The following is a 19155-nucleotide window of genomic DNA, read 5'->3' as shown; positions in this document are numbered from 1 at the left end:
GCGCATGAAGCTCACGATCCCCGAGGCGCTCGGCCGGACCTCCGTGTTCGCCGGCGCCCCACGCAACGGCGCTGCGCGCTTCGTCCTGCGCCTCTGGCGCAAGAGCTCGATCGCCGGCCTCGCCGCCTACACCCTGGCGCTGGGCGCCGTCCTGGGACTCGCCAGCGCCGACTGGGCCACGAGCGGCGGCTACCCGTTCGGCGGCGTGCAGGTCGGAGCCTGGACCGCGTGGCCGCGGGCCGGCGCGGCGAATGCCGATCCCTACACCCGCGCCGTCAACGCGCGCCGCGGCGAGATCCCCCTGGCGGTCGGTGAGGGCTTGCTTCTGACCGCGGCGGTCGACGATTCCGGTCAGGCGCTCGACGCGACCTGCACGTACCGGATCGGCGGCGCGACGCCGCCCGCCCGCGCCTGGACCGTCACGGTCGCCGGGCGCGGCGCGCGCGAACCCGGCCGCGCGCCGCTGCGCGAGGGCTTCACCTCCACGGAAGTGCTGCGCACGGCCGACGGGCGCTTCACGATCACGCTCGCGCCGGATGTCCAGCCGGGCAACTGGCTCCCGAGCCCGCGGGCGAGCGGGCCGGTCCGCCTCGCCCTGCGCCTGTACGATACGCCGGTCGCCGCCAGCGTCGGGTCCCTCGACCGAAGTGCCGTGCCGGCCATCACCCGCGTGGGGTGCGCCCCGTGAGCCTGCGCTTCGTCTACGCCACGCTGATCGGCCTCGTGCTCGCCGGGATCGTCCACATCGCGGCGGTCCTGGCGATCCCCGCCCTGTCGGAGGCCGACGCGGTCTCGCGCGCCCGCACCAGCGAGAACCTGGACCATCCGCAATCGATCTACGCGGTCGCGACCGGCGACGACCCCTCCCCGCCCGAGGCGTGGCTGCCGATCCCGGATCCGGCGGTCGCCGTGGGCGTCTGCGCCTACAACCTCGCGGACGGGCCCATGCGCGTCTCGGCCCGCACCGGTCCGCTGTCGCTCTCGCTCGCCGCGCATGCCCGCCGCGGGGCGTTCTACGCGGTGACCGATCAGGCCGCGGTCCGCGGGGCCCTGGATCTCGTGATCCTGACCCGGGCGCAGTACGACGAGGCGCTGGCCGACGACGACGAGAACGATCCGAGCCGCGACGTGCGCATCGTCGCGCCCGACGCGCGCGGCTTCGTGGTGGTGCGGGTGATCGCCGGTCTCCCGAGCCAGAGGCCCGCCGCCAACGCCGCCGTCCAGGCCGTCTCCTGCACCACCGACACGCCGACGGACGATGCGTCCGCGGGCAAAGACACGCCCGGCAAGGACGCTTCGGGCAAGGATGCGTCGGGCAAGGGAGCGGGACGCTGAGCGAGGACGCCGCACGGGTCCGCGGCGCCGGTCGGCCGGTGCTGAGCCCCCGCGGCCCCGCGTTCTCCCGGATGACGGCGCCGGCCCCGCCGACGCGATGACCGCAGCCGCCGCGACGATGCCGTCCTCGGCCGCCGGGATCACGCGATCCGCCCTCGATCTGATCGGCAACACGCCGCTCGTCGCCCTCGACCGCGTCCATCCCGGTCCGGGCCGCATCCTCGCGAAGGCCGAGTTCATGCAGCCCGGCGGCAGCGTCAAGGACCGCGCCGCCCGCGCCATCCTGCTGGCCGCGCGCGCGGACGGCCGCCTCGCCGCGGGGGCGCCCGTGGTGGAGATGACCAGCGGCAACATGGGGGCCGGCCTCGCGGTGGCCTGCGCGGCCCTGGGGCACCCGCTCGTGGTCACGATGTCGGCCGGGAACAGTCTCCAGCGCGTGCGGATGCTTGAGGCGCTCGGGGCCGAGGTCGTGCGGGTGCCGCAGGTGGACGGCGTCCCGGGGCAGGTCACCGGCGCCGACGTGCGGGCGGCCGCGGACGCGGCGGAGCGCGTCGCGACCGAGCGGGGCGGCTTCTACATCGACCAGTTCCATGCGCCGGAGGGCGTGCGCGCGCATCGCGACACGACCGGACCGGAGATCTGGGCGCAATCGTCCGGCCGGGTCGATGCCTGGGTGGCGGCCGTGGGCACGGGCGCGACCTTCCTCGGCGTGGCCGCGGCCCTGCGCGCGCGCAACCCGTCCGTGATCTGCGCCGCGGTCGAGCCGGCGGGCTGTCAGCCCCTCGGCGGATCGCCGGTCACGAAGCACCGGCACCTGATCCAGGGCACCGGCTACGGCAGCGTCCCGCCGCACTGGACGGCCGGCCTGATGGACTTGTCCATCCCGGTGACCGACGCGGCGGCCGAGGAGTGGCGGCGGGCCCTGGCGACGCGGGAGGGCCTGCACGTCGGCTACTCGGCGGCGGCCAACGTCGCCGCGACGGTCGCGCTGCTGTCGTCCGGGCGTCTCCCCCGCGACGCGACCGCCGTGACCGTCCTCTGCGACACCGGGCTGAAGTACTAGGGCCGGCGGAGTCCGGCCTCCGGCCATCCGCGCGGCACGGCCTTCATCCCGGGGCGGCCTTGAGCGCTCAGTATTTGACCACCAGCGGTTCCGCCTGCGCGGCCGGTGGGGGCGGCAGCGGAAGCGGCCCGAGGCCGCACCGGGCCGCGGCGTCCGGCGGCAGGAGCGGGTCGAGCAGGTTGCGGCGCGCGGCCAGCATCAGGATGGACCGCTCGGCCGAGACCGATTCCGGCGCCGGCGCGGCCGCGAACAGGTGCTCCAGCGCGAACCGGTAGCGGGCGAGCCGTAGGCCGGCCTCGAAGCGCACCCAGGCGATCAGGCAGCGGTTCTCGGCGACCCGCTGGACGGCATCCCGCACGGCGGCGTCGTCGAGGGTCTTGGCGAAGGGCAGGCTGCGCAGGCGAGCGGCATCCGCGTCGATGACGCGGGCGGCCAGCGCCACGAAGAGCGGGATCAGCCGCGCGTCGGCGGTCGCGTCGTCGCTGAGCTTCCGGTAGCGGGAGACTGGGGAGCGGGACGGCTCCTCCGTCAGGGCCTCGTAATAGGCGCCGACTTCCTCGTAGCGCCACGTCGGCGGGAGCGCGTGGGCGCTGGCGAGGCCGAACACCGTGTCCTGGAAGGCCGTGAAGTTGCTGGCCGGCGCGACGAACCGCCACGCGCGGTCGCGCAGGGTCAGTTCGTCGTCGGTGAGGCCGGAATCGAGCAGGAGGCGCCCGCGATCCCGGGTGCTGAAGCTGCCCGTCGTGTCGATGAGCCCGTTCCAGACCCCCGTGCGCGGCCGGCCGAAATCGCCGCTCTGGGTGCAGGCCGCGAGCAGGGCGAGCGCGGCGCCGGCGGGGGCGAGGCGCAGCGCGGTGCGCGCGCGGTCGGGCTGCCGGCGATCCGGGGCTGACATGGGAGAACCGTCGGTGGTGTCGCGCGGCCGGGCTGACATGCGCGGGGACGTCCTCAGGACGCGAGGCGCTCGTAGCGCACGCCGAGGAACAGGAGGATCTCGCCGCGCCGCTCGCCGGAGCGCGGGATCCGGCAGGTCCGCCGCGACTCCGCGCCCGGGAACGGGATCAGGGTGGCGGACGGGGCCTGGGCGGCTCTGCGTGCCGGATCGGCGGCGGGCTTCGACGAACGGGCTTCGCCGGTCTCCAGCGGCTTGATGAGGGTCATGGTCTCCGGCTCCTGTCGGCGGTCCGAGCATCTGGCCCGGGCCCTTCGGAGGGCGTCGGCAAGGGCTACCGAAACAATCCAGCACGACGTGGTTAACGGAGTCTTTCCGGGCCCCGGCCGGGAATCGCGGTGCTGGCGGGAGTTGGCGCGTGAATTGCGTGGGTGTTCGCGCCCATGGCGGGCGTTTCCTCCCTTCGACTTGAGGCCCTGTCCGATCCGGACGGGGCCTTCTTATGTGCGGACGGCCCGCCGGGCGGCGGCGCTGTGCGACCCGCGCGCCACACCGCGGCGAAGCGTGGCCGCGACGTTGCCGCGCGGAACCCGTCGGGACCCTCGGCGCTTGCCTACCGCCCGGCCCGACCGATATGCCGGGCACGGGCGATGGCGGGACCGCCGTGTCGGCTCTCCGCCCGATCGAGATTGAGGACACCGCTGAATGCGACTGGTTCCGGAACGATCCCTGCGCGCCTTCCGCCGCCGCGGCTTGGCTACTGCGGCGCTGGCGCTGTTCGCGCTGACCGCCGGCCCCGCCTACGCCCAGCGGGAGGATCAGGGCCTGCAGCTCGGCTGCGCGAACGACTATTTCCGCCTATGCGCGGGCGTCGATCCGAACAGCCAGGACGCGGATCGCTGCATGATGCGCAACCGCAAGCGCCTGTCCCCGGAATGCCGGGCGGCGATCGGCGACTACGACAAGCGCACGGGCAGCAAGTCCCTGTCCGACGATTGAGACGGGACCCGGTCGAGTTGCCCGCCGTTGGCGAGGGGCGTTTGGTATGAGCCTGACCGTCGCGGTCCAGATGGACCCGATCCAGAACATCCGGATCGCGGGTGACACCACCTTCGCCCTGCTGCTGGAGGCCCAGCGGCGGGGGCACGCGCTCGTCTACTACACGCCCGACCGGCTCTCGATGCAGGGCCGGCGCGTGACGGCCCGCGTCGAGCGGCTGACCGTGCAGGACGTCGAGGGCGCGCACTTCACCCTGGGGCCGCCGGAGCGGATCGACCTCGCCGAGGCGGACGTGGTGCTGATGCGCCAGGACCCGCCCTTCGACATGGCCTACATCACGGCCACCCACATGCTCGAGCGGATCCATCCGGAGACCCTCGTGGTCAACGATCCCTTCGAGGTGCGCAACGCGCCCGAGAAGCTGTTCGTCCTCGACTTCCCCGAGCTGATGCCGCCGACGCTGATCAGCCGCGACAAGGCGGAGATCGAGGCCTTCCGGCTGGAGCACGGGACCGTGGCGATGAAGCCGCTGCACGGGCACGGCGGCGCGGCCGTGTTCAAGGTCACCGAGAAGGACCCGAATTTCGGCTCGATGTTCGACCTGTTCGCCACGACCTTCCGGGAGGCCTGGGTCGTGCAACGCTACCTCGACCGGGTCACCGAGGGCGACAAGCGCATCATCCTGGTCGACGGCGTCCCGATGGGGGCGGTCAACCGCGTGCCGGCCGCGAACGACATCCGCTCCAACATGGTGCGCGGCGGCGCCGCCTCCGCCTCCGAGCTCACCGACCGCGAGCGCGAGATCTGCGCCACGATCGGCCCGGAACTGGCGCGGCGGGGCCTGATCCTGGTGGGCATCGACGTGATCGACGGGCACCTCACCGAGATCAACGTCACCTCCCCCACCGGCATCCGGGCGATCCAGCGACTCGGGGGCCCCGACCTGTCGGTCGCGGTCTGGGACGCGATCGAGGCCCGGATCGCCGCGCGCAAGGGCGTCTGACGGGGCGCGCTCAGGTCTCCGCGCGCGGGGTCGCGCTGAGTTCGGCCCAGTCGAATTCCTCCTCCAGCAGGTAGTAGGCGTCGTCGCCGATCCGCCCCTGGCGGCGCAGGGCGAGCACCGCGTCGCGGGCGGCCTCGACGGCGCGCCGCCGCGCGGCATCCGCCGGCAGGCTCTCCGGCGCCAAGCCCTCGTCGTGCGCCTCGGCCTCCGCGAGGGCCGCGCGGAACTCGGCGCGCAGGGCGTCGGTCGCCGGCTCGTTCTCGGCGTCGGCGAGGCTCTCCAGGGCGGCCTCGTAGGCCGCCGCGCGGGCCCAACCGGTCTCCCGGCCCACCGGATCATCGTCCTCCAGCCGCAGACGGGCGAGCAGCGGCCGCAGGGTCAGGCCCTGGATAATCAGGGTGCCGAGCACCGTGACGAAGGCGGTGACCACCACGAGATCCCGGTGCGGGAACTCGGCGGGCAGCGCCAGGGCGGCCGCCACGGTGACGATCCCGCGCATGCCCGCCCACGACAGGGCGATCCCAGGGCCCAGCCGCGCCGGGGCGCCGGCCTGCCGAAGGCCGAACCCGCGGATCCCTGTGGTCGGCATCACCCAGGCGAGGCGGGTCAGGACCACGGTGGCGAAGGTCGCGCCCGCGAGGATCAGCGCCTGCCACGCGTCCGCGCCGCTCAACCGATCCCGGATCGGGTCGATCTGGATGCCGATCAGCACGAAGGCCAGGACGTTGAGCACGAACACTGCCGTGTCCCAGACCGCGTAGGAGATCACCCGGGCGCGGGGCGCGGTGACGCCGGGTGCCCGGCGGGCGACCGTCACCGCGAAGGTCACGATGGTCAGGACCCCCGACAGCTCCAGCCTCTCCGCGGCGAGCCAGATCCCGAAGGCGGCGACGAACTGGAGCACGATCGCGCTCGCCGGATCGGTCACGCGCCGGGTCACGGCCACGAACAGCAGGCCGAGGCAGGGGCCGACGACGAGGCTCGCGACCACGCCCAGGAGGAAGGCCGGCGCCACCTCCGCCGGGTGGAAGGTGCCGGCCATCGCGGCCGTCACGCCGAGCCGGTAGATCAGCAGCGAGGCCGCGTCGTTGAGCAGGCTCTCGCCGCGCAGGATCGTGGCAAGCCGGTGCGGCATCGGCGCGTGCTTGAGCACCGCCAGCGCCGCCACGGCGTCGGGCGGCGCGACCACGGCGCCGAGCACGATGCAGGCGGAGAGCGGCATGTCCGGCACGACGAGCCGCGCCACGACCGCGACCGCGACAGTCGTCACCGCCACGGCCCCGACCGCGAGCCCGAGCACCGCGCGCCAGTTCTCCTTCAGGTCCCGCACCGAGGCATCGAACCCGGCATCGAGCAGGACCGGGGCCAGGAACAGGGCGAGCGCCAGTTCGGGATCGAGCCGCAGGTTCGGGACGCCGGGCACGAAGGCGAGGCCGACGCCGCCCAGCGCCAGGAAGGCGGGATACGGCGCACCGAGCCGGCGCGCGACGCCGGCCAGGAGGACGGCGCCGAACAGGACGCCGACGACCCACTCGAAAATCAACATGCTGCTGAAAGAGGCGGAGGCCCGGGAGCGTTCCGGGTGCCGCGGTCGCAGGCCGGCTCAGTACTGCACGGTCGCGCGCAGGCCGAGCACCGCCGCGTTGCGCAGCCGGCGCCCGTCCGGACCGGCGACGCCGGCGCCCGGCCGGATGACGTACTGCGCGTCGGGCTGCACCGTGAAGCCCGGCACGACCACCGCCTGATAGGTCGCCTCGATCACCGCCTCGGCGCGGCGGCGCGGCATCGGCATCCCGGTGTAGAGGATCGTGTCCCGGTCGGCCCGCTGGGCGTCGTCGCCGATGCGGGCGTAGGCGAAGCTGAGGCCGACCGTGTCGTCGTCGCGCCCGTCGAGCAGGCCCTTGTAGGCGAGGCCGGTATCCACGTAGGCGTCGATCAGGCTGGAGCGGGTGGGCGACCACGCGGCGCGCACGAAGAAGCCCAGGCCCTCGTCGTCCTTGCCGGATTCCCGGTAGAGGGTCTGGTCGTAGATCGCGTAGAGGCCGGCATTGCCGCGCACCGGCCGGCCGATCCCGGTGGCGTTCGGGTCGGCCAGCGGCACGCCGGTGATGTCGAAGCGCAGGCTGTCGAACCGGCCGAAATGCTGCCAGCCGCCGAGGGTGATGTCCCCGGGCAATCCCCGGGCGCCGGGCGCGATGTTGTACGCGTAGGTGGCCTCGGCGATGACCAGGGCCGGATCGCGCAAGCGGAAATTCGTGCCCGTCCGGTCGAGGCGCTGCGCCTCCGGATCTCGACCGGGGCGGTTCGCGCCGGCCGGATCGCCGTCGTAGAGGCCGACCTGCAGGGAGAAGCCGTTGCCCGGCACGTACTTGGCCCGGATCGCCGGCGCCGCGAGCGGGTAGGCCGGGCCGCCGCTCGGCAGGTCGAGCCCGGTGATGGCCGGCCAGCCGAAGGTCGAGTTCACGAACAGGGTCGCGGTCTGGCTGACGAAGAACTCGGTATCGGCGGCCTGCTGGCCGATCCGGATCCCGAGCTGGCCGTCCATCAGGCTCTGATCGAGCCAGAGAACGTAGAGCCGCGTGGACGGCAGCGCCTCGATGACGCTCGTCGTGAGCAGGTTGCCGACGTAGTAGCGCGACAGGCCGGTGCCGTGGATGAAGTAGGCGTTGGCGTGGACCGTCGCGCCCTGCCAGCCCGCGAGCCGGTCGAGGTCAAGGTTGAGGCGCAGATTGAGGCGGTCCTCGACGATCGCGCCCTGCCGCAGGCCGCCGACCGGGTTGCCGAGCCCGTCGACGATGTAGGTCAGGCTGTACTCGATGCCCCGCTCCTTCAGGACCGGGCGGATTCCCAGCGGATCGCCGAGCGGGCCGAGCGAGGGTTCGACCGAGCGGACGTAGCCGCCGGAGGCTTGGCTGGTGGTCTCCGGCTGGGAGACCGAGACGCGCGGATCGGCGCCCGCGCCCTCGAAGACCGAGGGCACGTGCTGCTGGGCCGCGGCGGGCACGGCCGACAGGGCCAGGGCAAAAAAGGCTATGAGCTTCCGGACCATGGGCCGCTTGTCGGCGACAGTGCGGGCCGCAGAATAGCACGGCGTGCTGGTCGAGCACGCTCGACCTTTGCAGGAGCCGCGCGCTCGCCTAACCCTGCGGCCGGTACACCACAGGACCGTCGATGCCCGAGACCCCCGTCTTCACGTCCGCCGCCGTCGCCGCGCCCCACAGCCTCGCCGCCCAGGCCGGCCAGACCGTCCTGGCGCAGGGTGGCAACGCCATCGAGGCGATGGTGGCAATGGCCGCCTCCATCGCGGTGGTCTACCCGCACATGAACGGAATCGGCGGCGACGGCTTCTGGCTCGTGCGCGAGCGCGGCGGGCGGGTGCGCGGCATCGAGGCCTGCGGTCCGGCCGGGCGCCTCGCCACGATCCCGCGCTATCGCGAGAAGGGCTACGACGCGATCCCCGCCCGCGGCCCCGACGCGATGGTGACGGTCGCCGGCGCGGTGGGCGGTTGGCGCCTCGCCCTGGAGTTGGCGCGGGCGCTGGGCGGCCGCCTCCCGCTGGAGACCCTACTGGCCGACGCGATCGCGCAGGCGCGGGCCGGCGTCCCGGTCTCCCCGTCGGAGGCGCACTACGTGCCCCAGGAACTCGACACCCTCCACGACGCCCCGAACTTCGCGCGGACGTTCCTGAAGGACGGCAAGCCGTTCCCGGCCGGCGAGACCCGGAGCCTCCCGCTGCTCGCCGCCACCCTGGAGCAGCTCGCCCATGCGGGCCTCGGCGACTTCTACCGCGGCGATATCGGCCGGGAGATCGCCGCCGACCTGGAGCGCCTCGGCGCGCCGGTCACCCGGGCGGATCTGGAATCCTTCGCGGCGGTCGAGCGGGCGCCCCTGTCGATCCGCCGCCGCGACGCGACGCTCTACAACTTCCCGCCGCCGACCCAGGGGCTCGCGGCGCTCCTGATCCTCGGGATCTTCGACCGTCTCAACATCGCCGAGCCCGAGACCACGGCCCATTACCATGGGCTGATCGAGGCGACGAAGCGGGCCTTCGCGATCCGCGACCGGGTGGTCACCGATTTCGCCCGCCTGCGGCACGATCCCGCCACCTTCCTGACCCCGGACCGGCTCGCCCGCGAGGCCGCGCTCGTCGACATGGGCCGCGCCGCCGGGGTGCCCCTGCCCGATCCCGGTCACGGCGACACGGTCTGGATGGGCGCCATCGACAAGGACGGCCTCGCCGTCTCCTACATCCAGTCGGTCTACTGGGAGTACGGCTCCGGCACGGTCCTGCCCGCCACCGGAATCTGCTGGCAGAACCGGGGCATGTCGTTCTCCCTCGACCCGAAGGCCGTGAATCCCCTGGAGCCGGGCCGGCGCCCCTTCCACACGCTGATCCCGGCGCTCGCCGCCTTCGACGACGGGCGGGTGATGAGCTACGGCAGCATGGGCGGCGACGGGCAGCCGCAGTTCCAAGCCCAGATCTTCACCCGCTACGCCGATTACGGAATGTCGGTGGCGGACGCGGTCAACGCGCCGCGCCTGCTCTACGGGCGCACCTGGGGCGCGCCCTCCCTCAGCGTGAAGGTGGAGGATCGGTTCGATCCGGCCTGCATCGCGGCCCTCGGCCGACTCGGCCACGAGATCGAGGAACTCGGCGGCTCCTACATCGACTCGCTCGGCCATGCCGGCATGCTGGTCCGCCATCCCCGGAACGGGCGGATCGAGGCGACCCACGACCCGCGCTCGGACGGCGGCGCGCTGGGTCTCTGAGACCGTTTCCGATCGACCCTTCGGCGGCCGTCGCGCCGTTCGTCATCTCGCGCGCAGCGCAGTGACCCAGGGCAGCGGGACGCCCCGGATCGTCGCGCGGGCTGGATCGCTTCGCTCCGCTCGCGAAGACGGTGAGAGCGAGCAGCGGCGCGGAACCTATCCCGCCTGGACGAGCCAGCAGGCGGCGCGCAGGCGCACGGCGCCGCCCGCCGCGTGCCGCCGGAGGGCCTCCGCCACGGCCGCCTCGGCGCGCGCCCGGAGATCCGGCGCGGCCTCGCGGACGAGATGGGAGCTCGGCCCGAGGTTCAGGGCGACGTGGGTGGCCGCCGCGACCGCCGCCGCGTCGGTCTCACCCTGCCCGAGGACGATGTCCCGGTCGAGGGCATCGCAGGTGACGGCGTCGAACCCGGCCCCGCGCAGGAGCGCGACGAGCGGGTCGGCGTCGGCGAAGCGGAACGGACCCGGCGTGTCGGGCTGCGGCGGCGGCGGCACCTCCGGCAGGAGCGGCAGCACCGCGTCGCGCGGCACGCCCACCCACGGGTTCTCGGCGAGAGGCCGCCAGCACAGGAAGGTCATCCGGTGGCCCGGCCGGAGCATCCGGCGCACGTTGGCGAAGGCGCGGGCGGAATCCGCGAAGAACATCACGCCGAACCGCGACACGACGTGGTCGAACCGGCCGAGATCGGCCGTCTCGACATCGGCCTCGACGAACCGGAGCGGCGCGCTCCCGGGGGCCTCCGCCTCGGCGCGATCCCGCCCCACGGCGAGGAGCGGCGCCGAGATGTCGGCGCCCGTCACGCTCCCGCCGGGCCCGACCCGGCGCGCGGCCTCCAGGGTCGTGGCGCCCGCGCCGCAGCCGATGTCGAGCACCGTCTCGCCCGGGGCGAGCCCCGCGCGGGCGAAGAGCGCCTCCGTCAGCGGGACGAACATCGCGTCGAGGACGGCCTGATTGCGCGCCCAGCGCGTCCCGACCTCGCCGTTCCAGTACTCGGCCTGGGTGATGCCGCCCGCCATGCTGCCCTCCGTCAGGCCGTCGTCGCGGCGACGGACAGTTCCGGCTTGTGATTGAGGGTCTGGAACACGACGCAGTAGCGCTCGGTCAGCTTCAGGAGCTGCGCGAGCTTGTCCTCCGACGCGTCGGTGTCGAGCTCGAAGAACAGGCGGATGTTGCGGAAGCCCACCGGCGCCTCCTTGTCGACCCCGAGGGTGCCGCGGAAATCGAGGTCGCCCTCGGCGCTGACCGTGCCGGCGCGCAGCGGGATCTCCAGGGCGGTCGCCACCGCCTTGAGCGTCACGCCCGCGCAGGCGACCAGCGCCTCCAGCAGCATGTCGCCCGAGCACAGCTCCGCGCCCGAGCCGCCCGTGGCCGGATGCAGCCCGGCCTCCGCGATGGCGCGGCCCGTCTCGACCTTGCAGGCGATCTTGGTGTCGTCCAGCGTGCCCCTGGCCTTCAAGGTGATGACCGCCGCGTCCGGCGCGGTGCGGTACTTGTCCTTGATCGGAGCCTGGAGGGCTCGCAGCGCGGTGGCGTCCATGGCGTCGTCCTCTCGATGATGTCGCCCGACCTCGGGCGGCCGGATCGGGTTCTCGATGCGCGAAACGCCTTAGCAGGTTGTCGCGACGCCCTCACCGTCTTTGCGAGCGCAGCGAAGCAATCCAGTTTGGCGCCACGATCTCAGCAGTCGCGCTGCCCTGGCTAGTTTCGCTGCGCTCGCAGAGACGAATGGTGTCCGCAGCCGCGTGTTCGGCCCGCAGATATGAGAATTGGCGCGATCACCAAGAAGCGCCCGCGCTCAACCGATCAGGGCGGCCACGGCCTCCGCGAGGGCGTCGACCTGGGCCTCGTCGTGGGCGGCCGAGAAGGCGACCCGCAGCCGCGCGGTGCCGGCCGGCACGGTCGGCGGGCGGATTGCCACCACGAGGTAGCCCTGCGCCTCCAACGCCGCCGAGATGTCGAGCGCCACCTGCGCCTCGCCGACTAGGACCGGCACGACCGCGCTCTCGGCCTCCGGCAGGCCCAGGCGGGCGGTGAAGCGCCGGGCGAGGGCGAGGGGACGGGCCCGGCGCTCGGGCTCCGCCTCCAAGATCGCCAGCGCCTCCAGGGCCGCGGCGGCCGAGGCCGGTGGCAGGCCGGTGGTGTAGACGAAGCTGCGGGCGCGGCTCGTCATCAGGTCGATGACTGGGCGCGAGGCGCAGAGATAGCCGCCGTACGAGCCGAGCGCCTTCGACAGGGTGCCCATCTCCAGGGGCGCCCGCGGTCCGTCCTCGACCACGCCGATGCCGTGGGCGTCGTCCACGAGCGTCCAGGCGTCGAAGGATTCGGCGATGCCCAGGATGTCGCCGAGGGGCGCCCGGTCGCCGTCCATGCTGAACACGCGCTCGGTCAGCACGAGGGCGCGCCCGTGGTGCGGCCGGTGCTCGGCGAGCCGCGCCGCGAGGTCGCCGGGATCGTTGTGGCGGAAGGTCAGGACACGCGCGCCCGAGAGCCGCGCGCCCGCCCACATGCAGGCGTGGGACAGCTCGTCGAGCAGGACGAGGTCGCCCCGCCCGGCGAGCGCCGGGGTGATGCCGAGATTGGCGAGGTAGCCGCTGCCGAAGACCAGAGCGGCCTCCGTGCCCTTGTGGCGCGCGAGGCCGGCTTCCAGGGCGCCGAGATAGGGGTGGTCGCCGGTCACGAGCCGCGACCCGCCCGCCCCCGCGCCGTGGCTCGCGACCGCGGCCTGGGCCGCCGCGATCACCCGCGGGTGATGCGAGAGGCCGAGATAGTCGTTGCACGAGAAGGAGACGAGCGCCCGTCCCCGCCGCGCCGCCGCGGCGCCGGCGCCGCGCTCGGTCGGCACCAGCTTGCGGCGCAGGCTGCCGGCCTCGAGGGCGTCGAGTTTCCCGGTGGCGAAGGCGTCGAGGCTGTCCATGGGGACGGGGATGGGCGGTGCCGCGCGGACAATGTCAAGCGGCGGGTGCCGGTCCTTGACCCCCGTCCGAGGCCACATCATGCCAGGCGCATGACCCTCGCAACGCCCGCAGGCCATCTCTGGCGGCCCTACACGCAGATGCGCCGCGCGGCGCCGCCCCTGGAGGCGGTCGCGACCCAGGGCACCCGCATCCGCCTCGCCGACGGGCGCGAGCTCGTGGACGGCATCGCCTCCTGGTGGACCGCGGTGCACGGCTACAATCACCCACACATAGCGGGCGCGGTGGCCGACCAGCTCGCGCGCATGCCCCACGTGATGTTCGGCGGCCTCACCCACGCGCCGGCGGAGGCCCTGGCCCGGCGGCTCGCCGCCCTGCTGCCGGGCGATCTCGACCACGTCTTCCTCAGCGATTCGGGCTCGGTCGCCGTGGAGGTCGCGCTCAAGATGGCGGCGCAGATGTGGATCAACCGCGGCGTGAGCGGGCGGACGAAGGTCCTCGCGTTCCGCGGCGGCTACCACGGCGACACGATGGGGGCGATGTCGGTCTGCGACCCCGAGGAGGGCATGCATCGCCGCTTCGGTGCCTACCTGCCGAGCCAGATCTTCTGCGACCTGCCGCGCAGCGCGGCCGAGACCGCGGCGCTCGACGCGGCCCTGGCGGCCCATCGCGACACCCTGGCGGCGGTGATCGTCGAGCCGCTGGTGCAGGGGGCCGGCGGGATGCGGACCCACCCGCCGGAGGTGCTGGCGACGGTCGCCGGGCTGGCGCGTCGCCACGGGCTGCCGCTCATCGCCGACGAGATCTTCACCGGCTTCGGGCGCACCGGCAGCCTGTTCGCCTGCGAGCAGGCGGGGATCGTGCCCGATATCCTGTGCCTGTCGAAGGCGCTCACGGGCGGCACGATGGCGCTCGCCGCCACGATCGCCCGCACGGAAGTGTTCGCGGCGTTCTGGTCCGAGGATCCGGCGGCGGCGCTGATGCACGGCCCGACCTTCATGGCCAACCCCCTCGCCTGCGCGGCGGCCAATGCCAGCCTCGACCTGTTCGAGACCGAGCCGCGCTTGAGCCAGGCCCGCGCCGTCGCGGAGCGCCTCGCCGCGGGGCTGGAGCCGTTGCGGCGGGTGCCCGGCGTGGCGGATGTCCGGGTCCTCGGAGCCATCGGCGCGGTCCAGTTCGCGCGGGCGCCCGATCTGGCCGTCCTGAAGGCGGAACTGCTCGCCCGCGGCGTCTGGGTGCGGCCCTTCGGCGACATCGTCTACCTCACCCCCGCGCTCACGATCGGTGCGGCGGATCTCGACCGGCTCATCGAGGCTGTCGCCGGGGTGGTGACCGAGCTGGCGCCGACATCGACATGAGGGCCGCGCGTTCCACTTTCCCGTGACGAGCCCCCGTGCCGGCCTGCAACCCGGGACCGTTTCTGCCGTTGGGCCTACGGCTGGAGATGCGTGCGGCGGCCCGCGCGGCCGGGTGCTGCCGAAGGGAGTACACAGTGGCGAGCGAGCAGACGGGTTCGAGCGGCGATCGGCCGGTAATCCTCCTCGTCGAGGACGAGGCGCTGACGATCATGGACCTCGGGGACGTGCTGGAGGAAGGCGGCTACGACACCGTCCAGTGCGCCTCGGCCGAGCGGGCGCTCAGTATCCTGCAGGCGCGCCCGGACATCTGCGGGCTGGTCACCGACGTGCAGCTCTCGGGAAAGACCGACGGTTTCGACCTCGCGAGCTCCGTGGCCGAGGCGCGGCCGCAACTGCCGATCCTGATCGTGTCCGGGCGCGCGGCCCCGGACCCGGCCCGCATGCCCGAGCATGCCGAGTTCATCGCCCGTCCCTGCACCGGCGAGGACATCCTGGACCGTCTCCAGCGTCTCATGCACTGCTGAGCGGGCCTCCGCGCCAGCCCCGTCATCGCACCGTCACCGGTCGGCGCCACAGGGACCTGGGCGGCCGCTTGATGGGGGTGGACGGTGCAGATTCAGGATCGTCCGGCGGCCGCCGGCTCTAATTCGGGCGCTCCGGTGGGCGACAAGCAGAAGCGCGATCATCAGGACGAGGCCGCGGTGCTCGGACTCCCGTCCAAGAAGCTGAGGCCGCCCGGCGTGCGCAGCGTCGGCTGGGCGCTGGTGCAGGCGGCGCGCCTGCACCGGGCACGGACCGGCGATCGTCTGGCGAAGCTCGGCCTGTTCGCCGGCCAGGAGCAGGTGGTGCAGGCGCTCGCCGCGGCCGGCACGATGACGATGGGCGATCTCGCCGCCCTGCTGCGCGTCCGGCCGCCCACCGCCTCCAAGACCGTCACGCGGCTCGCGGCCCTCGGCATCGTCGAGCGCCGGGCCGAATCGGGCGACGGCCGCGTGGTGCGGGTCCAGCTCACGGAGACCGGCAGGGCCAAGGCCGAGGCCATCGAGCGGATCCAGGAGGAGGTCGAGGCCGAGTTGCTCGACCACCTCGACAAGACCGACCGCCGCCGCCTCCGGAAGCTCCTGCGCAAGGCGGCCCGCGGCCTCGCGGAGGCGGCCGGCGCATCCGGTCAGACGACCGAGGCGGATGCCGAGATCGAGGCCGAGGACGAGGCGGAGGCGCTGGCCACCTGACCGTCGCCCTCAGGCCGCGCGGCGCCAGGCCGGGAACGGGTCCGGCAGGCCGCGATAGGGCGCGGGATCGAACGGCGCCCGGTCCGCGCCGGTCTCGATCAGGCAGGCGTCCAGCGCTGCCGTAAGCGCCGCGGCGTCCATGCCGGTGCCGATGAAGACCAGCTCCTGGCGCCGGTCGCCCCAGACCTCGCTCCAGACGTCCCGGAGCCGCGCCTGGAACTCGGGCGCCTCCGGCCAGCGCCGCCGCGGCACGGCCGACCACCAGAACCCCATCGCCGAGACCCGGGCCACGGCGCCCGCCAGGGAGAACTCGCCGACCCAGTCCGGCCGGGTCGCGAGCCAGAAGTGGCCCTTCGCGCGGATCAGACCCGGCCACGTGGCGTTGACGAAGGCGTTGAAGCGCTCCGGGTCGAAGGGCCGCCGGGCCCGGTAGACGAAGGAGGCGATCCCGTACTCCTCGGTCTCCGGCACGTGCGCGTGGGCGCCGTAGAGTTCCTTGAACCAGAGCGGGTGCTGCTGCGCCTTCTCCTCGTCGAAGAGGCCGGTGTCGAGGATCTCGGCGAGCGGCGCGCGCCCGTGATCGGTCTCGAGGATGCGGGCATCGGCGTTCAGGCCGCGCACGACGGAGCGCACCAGCGCGAGGTGCTCGGCCGGCACGTCGCGCGCCTTGTTGATGACCACCACGTCGGCGAACTCGATCTGCTCCACGAGCAGGTCCACGAGCGTGCGCGTGTCCTCGGCGCCCGCCGTCTCGCCGCGCTCGCGCAGGAAGGCGGCCGAGCCGTAATCCTTCAGCAGATTCACCGCGTCGACCACGGTCACCATCGTGTCGAGGCGGGCGAGATCCGAGAGCGACCGGCCGGCCTCGTCGCGGAACGAGAAGGTCGATGCGACCGGCAGCGGCTCGGCGATGCCGGTCCCCTCGATCAGCAGGTAGTCGAACCGCCCCGTCTCCGACAGCCGCCGGACCTCGGCGAGCAGGTCGTCGCGCAGGGTGCAGCAGATGCAGCCGTTGGTCATCTCGACCAGGGTCTCGTCGGTCCGGGACAGGTCGGCGCCCCCGGCGCGGACCAGATCGGCGTCGATGTTCACCTCGCTCATGTCGTTCACGATGACCGCGACGCGGCGGCCGTCGCGATTGTTGAGCACGTGATTGAGCAAAGTCGTCTTCCCGGCCCCGAGGAAGCCGGACAGGACGGTGACGGGAAGGCGGGTGTCGCGCTGGGTCATGATGGCATCAAAATGTTATAACGTTTCAAATTCAATCCGCATCGAGGGATCTCGCCGAAGCGCCACCTGGGCGGCTGTTGCAACGATGTAACGTTTCTCGACCGTGTCCGACGGGCGCGGGATTAACGCTTGCACCAATCCGACGGGCCGCAACAATGAAACGATATAACACTCTGTGAGTCTCGATGCCTCCCTCGCGCCGCTTCGGCTTCCTCGCCAGCACGGTCCTGTCCTCGACCGTCTGCGCCGGCCTCCTCACGCCCTCCGCCGCGCGGGCGCAGCAGGCCGTCGCCCTCGACGAGATCAGCGTCACCAGCCCGAGCCCGATCCAGCCGTCGCGCGGCGCGGTCGCGGCGGATGCGGCGGTGCCGATCGGCGTCCTGCCGGTGGCGACCAACACGTTCTCACCGGTGACGGTGGTGACCCAGGACCAGATCGCGCGCGACCAGCCCCGGACCCTGGGCGACGCCCTGTTCGACCGTCCGGGCATCTCGGGCACGACCTACGCGCCGGGTGCGGCCTCGCGACCGATCATCCGCGGCCTCGACAATGCCCGGGTGCGGATCCAGGAGAACGGCATCGTCAACGGCGGCGTGTCCGACCTCGGCGAGGATCACGCCGTGCCGGTGAACCCGCTGGTCTCCGACCGGATCGAGGTGATCCGCGGTCCCGCGACCCTGCGCTACGGCTCGGGGGCCATCGGCGGCGTCGTCTCGGCCGACAACAACCGGGTCCCGACCTTCATCCCGGCGAACGGGGTGCAGGGGCAGGTCACCAGCGGCTTCTCCAGCGTGGATAACGGCCGGCTCGGGGCCGCCACGGTGGACGCCGGCGCCGACGGCATCGCGGTCCACGCCGACGGCTTCAAGACCGCCAACGACAGCTACGCGATCCCCGGCGGGATCCAGCGCAACTCGTACAACGAGTCGCAGGGCGGCGCGGTCGGCATCTCGGCGATCGGCGACCGCGGCTTCGTGGGCATCTCCTTCAGCCACTACGACGCGGTCTACGCGATCCCCGGCGGCGTGGCCGAGCAGGACCGGACCCGCCTGACCCCGAACCAGGACCGGGTCCTGTCGCGGGGCGAGTACCGTCCGCTCGACGGGCCCTTCGAGGTGATCCGCTACTGGGCGGGCTATTCGGTCTACCGCCACAACGAGGTCGGGATCGGCGACGACGGGATCGAGGGCGTCCAGGCGATCTTCAAGAACCGCGAGGCCGAGGGACGCCTGGAACTCCAGCACGTCCCGGTCATCACCGAGTTCGGCAGGCTCACCGGCGCTCTGGGCTTCCAGTCGGACCGGCGCGTGATCAACACGCAGCTCGAATCGTTCCTGCCGAAGACGGAGTCGCGCGCGAACGCGGTCTACCTCTTCGAGGAGCTGGAACTGCGCCCGGGCACGCGGCTGCAGGCGGCCGGGCGCTACGAGGTCGACCGGCTCTCGAGCACGGCGGCGCAGTTCCCCGCCGACTACGTGCCGGTCGACGGACAGGAGCCGTTCCAGTACGCGCGCACCCGGCGCTTCGCCCCGAAGAGCGCCAGCATCGGCGCCCTGCAGGACCTGCCCTACGGCTTCGTGGCGAGCCTCACCGGCTCCTACGTCGAGCGCGGTCCCACGGGCTACGAGCTGTTCTCGCAGGGCCCGCACGACGCCACCGCGACCTTTGAGATCGGCAACCCGAATCTCAAGAAGGAGCGAGCCCGGACCGTCGAGGCCAGCATCCGGCGGGCCGAGGGGCCCTTCCGCCTGGACGCCACCGGCTACTTCACCCGCTACACCGGCTTCATCTACCGGAACTACACGGGTCTGACCTGCGACGACGATTTCGCCTCCTGCGGCGTCGGCACCGACAACCGGCAGATCGTCTACCAGCAGCAGAACGCGACCTTCTACGGCGCCGAGATCATCGGCCAGTACGACCTCGTGCCGGTGGGCAACGGCTTCGCCGGCGTCGAGGCGCAGTTCGACTTCGTCCGCGCTCAGTTCGACAACGGCGCGAACGTGCCGCGCATCCCGCCCTACCGGCTCGGCGGCGGCGTCTACCTGCGGGCCGACGGGTGGTTCGCGCGGGTGAACCTGCTCCACGCCTTCAGCCACGACGCCACGGCCGTGTACGAGACGCCGACCCCCGGCTACGACGACCTGCGCGCCGAACTGAGCTACACCAAGGCCGTCGATCCTGCGGTCTACGGGGCGAGCGCGATCACCCTCGGCCTCCAGGGCCGCAACCTCCTGAACGACGATATCCGCAACTCGACCTCGTTCAAGAAGGACGAGATCCTGCTGCCGGGGCGGAACGTGCGGCTGTTCCTGACGGCGCGGTTCTAGGGTCGGACATCAGGCCGCGGAATCGTGATCATG

General features: G+C 73.0%; 18 protein-coding genes. 10 read left to right on the top strand and 8 right to left on the bottom strand.

All coding sequences use genetic code 11. From position 1 onward, the window contains the following. Positions 1 to 4: 4 nt before the first annotated feature. The 3 genes from ASG32_RS10785 to ASG32_RS10775 all read left to right on the top strand — a co-directional run bounded on the left by ASG32_RS10785 (position 5) and on the right by ASG32_RS10775 (position 2398). Positions 5 to 688, top strand: coding sequence for a DUF1214 domain-containing protein (locus tag ASG32_RS10785; RefSeq protein WP_020093686.1), 684 nt, complete (start codon positions 5 to 7; stop codon positions 686 to 688). Beyond that, positions 676 to 1335, top strand: coding sequence for a hypothetical protein (locus ASG32_RS10780; RefSeq protein WP_107351944.1), 660 nt, complete (start codon positions 676 to 678; stop codon positions 1333 to 1335). The genes ASG32_RS10785 and ASG32_RS10780 overlap by 13 nt, the downstream gene beginning before the upstream one ends. Before the next feature lie 97 nt (positions 1336 to 1432). Beyond that, positions 1433 to 2398, top strand: a complete 966-nt coding sequence (locus ASG32_RS10775; protein WP_056525569.1) for a cysteine synthase family protein — start codon at positions 1433 to 1435, stop codon at positions 2396 to 2398. A 67-nt stretch (positions 2399 to 2465) separates the two neighbouring features. Here the strand turns inward: ASG32_RS10775 and ASG32_RS10770 are convergent, their stop codons facing one another. Together ASG32_RS10770 and ASG32_RS10765 are read right to left on the bottom strand one after the other, a co-directional pair. Continuing rightward, positions 2466 to 3293: a hypothetical protein gene (locus ASG32_RS10770; RefSeq protein ID WP_056525566.1), complete on the bottom strand. Its 828-nt coding sequence runs from the start codon at positions 3291 to 3293 to the stop codon at positions 2466 to 2468. Between the two features lie 53 nt (positions 3294 to 3346). Continuing rightward, complete coding sequence (locus ASG32_RS10765; RefSeq protein ID WP_056525564.1) at positions 3347 to 3559, bottom strand: hypothetical protein; 213 nt, start codon at positions 3557 to 3559, stop codon at positions 3347 to 3349. A 436-nt stretch (positions 3560 to 3995) separates the two neighbouring features. Between ASG32_RS10765 and ASG32_RS10760 the strand changes: the two genes are divergently transcribed. Together ASG32_RS10760 and gshB are read left to right on the top strand one after the other, a co-directional pair. Then, positions 3996 to 4289: a hypothetical protein gene (locus ASG32_RS10760; RefSeq protein WP_020093681.1), complete on the top strand. Its 294-nt coding sequence runs from the start codon at positions 3996 to 3998 to the stop codon at positions 4287 to 4289. Positions 4290 to 4335: 46 nt separating this feature from the next. Then, positions 4336 to 5292, top strand: a complete 957-nt coding sequence (gene gshB, locus ASG32_RS10755) for a glutathione synthase (RefSeq protein WP_056525561.1) — start codon at positions 4336 to 4338, stop codon at positions 5290 to 5292. A gap of 10 nt (positions 5293 to 5302) precedes the next feature. Here gshB and ASG32_RS10750 read toward each other — a convergent pair whose 3' ends face one another. Beyond that, positions 5303 to 6838, bottom strand: coding sequence for a sodium:proton antiporter (locus ASG32_RS10750; RefSeq protein WP_042674088.1), 1536 nt, complete (start codon positions 6836 to 6838; stop codon positions 5303 to 5305). A 57-nt stretch (positions 6839 to 6895) separates the two neighbouring features. Then, positions 6896 to 8341, bottom strand: coding sequence for a carbohydrate porin (locus tag ASG32_RS10745; RefSeq protein WP_056525558.1), 1446 nt, complete (start codon positions 8339 to 8341; stop codon positions 6896 to 6898). A 122-nt stretch (positions 8342 to 8463) separates the two neighbouring features. Here ASG32_RS10745 and ASG32_RS10740 point away from each other — a divergent pair, with 122 nt between their 5' ends. Then, a complete protein-coding gene (locus ASG32_RS10740) occupies positions 8464 to 10062 on the top strand; it encodes a gamma-glutamyltransferase family protein (protein ID WP_056525555.1) in 1599 nt (532 codons plus the stop codon). Positions 10063 to 10218: 156 nt separating this feature from the next. On the opposite strand, the gene ASG32_RS10735 is transcribed toward ASG32_RS10740, so the two are convergent. The 3 genes from ASG32_RS10735 to ASG32_RS10725 form a co-directional block, all read right to left on the bottom strand. Beyond that, positions 10219 to 11076, bottom strand: coding sequence for a class I SAM-dependent methyltransferase (locus ASG32_RS10735; protein WP_056525552.1), 858 nt, complete (start codon positions 11074 to 11076; stop codon positions 10219 to 10221). A gap of 11 nt (positions 11077 to 11087) precedes the next feature. Beyond that, positions 11088 to 11597 (bottom strand): OsmC family protein, encoded by a 510-nt coding sequence (locus tag ASG32_RS10730; RefSeq protein WP_056525551.1) that lies wholly within the window; start codon positions 11595 to 11597, stop codon positions 11088 to 11090. Between the two features lie 258 nt (positions 11598 to 11855). Further along, positions 11856 to 12974 carry an 8-amino-7-oxononanoate synthase gene (locus ASG32_RS10725; protein ID WP_056525547.1) on the bottom strand — a complete coding sequence of 373 codons (1119 nt, stop codon included), beginning with the start codon at positions 12972 to 12974 and terminating at the stop codon, positions 11856 to 11858. A 90-nt stretch (positions 12975 to 13064) separates the two neighbouring features. On the opposite strand from ASG32_RS10725, the gene ASG32_RS10720 reads away from it, so the two are divergent. The 3 genes from ASG32_RS10720 to ASG32_RS10710 all read left to right on the top strand — a co-directional run bounded on the left by ASG32_RS10720 (position 13065) and on the right by ASG32_RS10710 (position 15562). Further along, positions 13065 to 14330, top strand: a complete 1266-nt coding sequence (locus ASG32_RS10720) for an adenosylmethionine--8-amino-7-oxononanoate transaminase (protein ID WP_056525545.1) — start codon at positions 13065 to 13067, stop codon at positions 14328 to 14330. A 134-nt stretch (positions 14331 to 14464) separates the two neighbouring features. After that, a complete protein-coding gene (locus ASG32_RS10715; protein ID WP_020093672.1) occupies positions 14465 to 14854 on the top strand; it encodes a response regulator in 390 nt (129 codons plus the stop codon). A gap of 135 nt (positions 14855 to 14989) precedes the next feature. Then, entirely contained in the window at positions 14990 to 15562 is a 573-nt protein-coding gene (locus tag ASG32_RS10710) for a MarR family transcriptional regulator (protein WP_020093671.1), read from the top strand. Positions 15563 to 15571: 9 nt separating this feature from the next. On the opposite strand, the gene zigA is transcribed toward ASG32_RS10710, so the two are convergent. Beyond that, positions 15572 to 16792, bottom strand: a complete 1221-nt coding sequence (gene zigA / locus ASG32_RS10705) for a zinc metallochaperone GTPase ZigA (RefSeq protein WP_056525541.1) — start codon at positions 16790 to 16792, stop codon at positions 15572 to 15574. Between the two features lie 185 nt (positions 16793 to 16977). Here zigA and ASG32_RS10700 point away from each other — a divergent pair, with 185 nt between their 5' ends. Further along, complete coding sequence (locus ASG32_RS10700) at positions 16978 to 19122, top strand: TonB-dependent receptor (RefSeq protein ID WP_199866099.1); 2145 nt, start codon at positions 16978 to 16980, stop codon at positions 19120 to 19122. Positions 19123 to 19155: the final 33 nt, after the last annotated feature.

Source organism: Methylobacterium sp. Leaf361, assembly GCF_001424445.1.
Taxonomy (GTDB): domain Bacteria; phylum Pseudomonadota; class Alphaproteobacteria; order Rhizobiales; family Beijerinckiaceae; genus Methylobacterium.
Note: the sequence above shows the minus strand (reverse complement) of the source record. Positions and strands in the feature narration are given on the sequence as shown.

Bases quoted from the DNA above. Each gene is read 5' to 3' on its own strand.
- ASG32_RS10785 (WP_020093686.1), top strand. From the start codon at position 5: ATGAAGCTCACGATCCCCGAGGCGCTCGGCCGGACCTCCGTGTTCGCC.
- ASG32_RS10775 (WP_056525569.1), top strand. From the start codon at position 1,433: ATGACCGCAGCCGCCGCGACGATGCCGTCCTCGGCCGCCGGGATCACG.
- ASG32_RS10770 (WP_056525566.1), bottom strand. From the start codon at position 3,293: ATGTCAGCCCCGGATCGCCGGCAGCCCGACCGCGCGCGCACCGCGCTG.
- ASG32_RS10765 (WP_056525564.1), bottom strand. From the start codon at position 3,559: ATGACCCTCATCAAGCCGCTGGAGACCGGCGAAGCCCGTTCGTCGAAG.
- ASG32_RS10760 (WP_020093681.1), top strand. From the start codon at position 3,996: ATGCGACTGGTTCCGGAACGATCCCTGCGCGCCTTCCGCCGCCGCGGC.
- gshB (WP_056525561.1), top strand. From the start codon at position 4,336: ATGAGCCTGACCGTCGCGGTCCAGATGGACCCGATCCAGAACATCCGG.
- ASG32_RS10750 (WP_042674088.1), bottom strand. From the start codon at position 6,838: ATGTTGATTTTCGAGTGGGTCGTCGGCGTCCTGTTCGGCGCCGTCCTC.
- ASG32_RS10745 (WP_056525558.1), bottom strand. From the start codon at position 8,341: ATGGTCCGGAAGCTCATAGCCTTTTTTGCCCTGGCCCTGTCGGCCGTG.
- ASG32_RS10740 (WP_056525555.1), top strand. From the start codon at position 8,464: ATGCCCGAGACCCCCGTCTTCACGTCCGCCGCCGTCGCCGCGCCCCAC.
- ASG32_RS10735 (WP_056525552.1), bottom strand. From the start codon at position 11,076: ATGGCGGGCGGCATCACCCAGGCCGAGTACTGGAACGGCGAGGTCGGG.
- ASG32_RS10730 (WP_056525551.1), bottom strand. From the start codon at position 11,597: ATGGACGCCACCGCGCTGCGAGCCCTCCAGGCTCCGATCAAGGACAAG.
- ASG32_RS10725 (WP_056525547.1), bottom strand. From the start codon at position 12,974: ATGGACAGCCTCGACGCCTTCGCCACCGGGAAACTCGACGCCCTCGAG.
- ASG32_RS10720 (WP_056525545.1), top strand. From the start codon at position 13,065: ATGACCCTCGCAACGCCCGCAGGCCATCTCTGGCGGCCCTACACGCAG.
- zigA (WP_056525541.1), bottom strand. From the start codon at position 16,792: ATGACCCAGCGCGACACCCGCCTTCCCGTCACCGTCCTGTCCGGCTTC.
- ASG32_RS10700 (WP_199866099.1), top strand. From the start codon at position 16,978: ATGCCTCCCTCGCGCCGCTTCGGCTTCCTCGCCAGCACGGTCCTGTCC.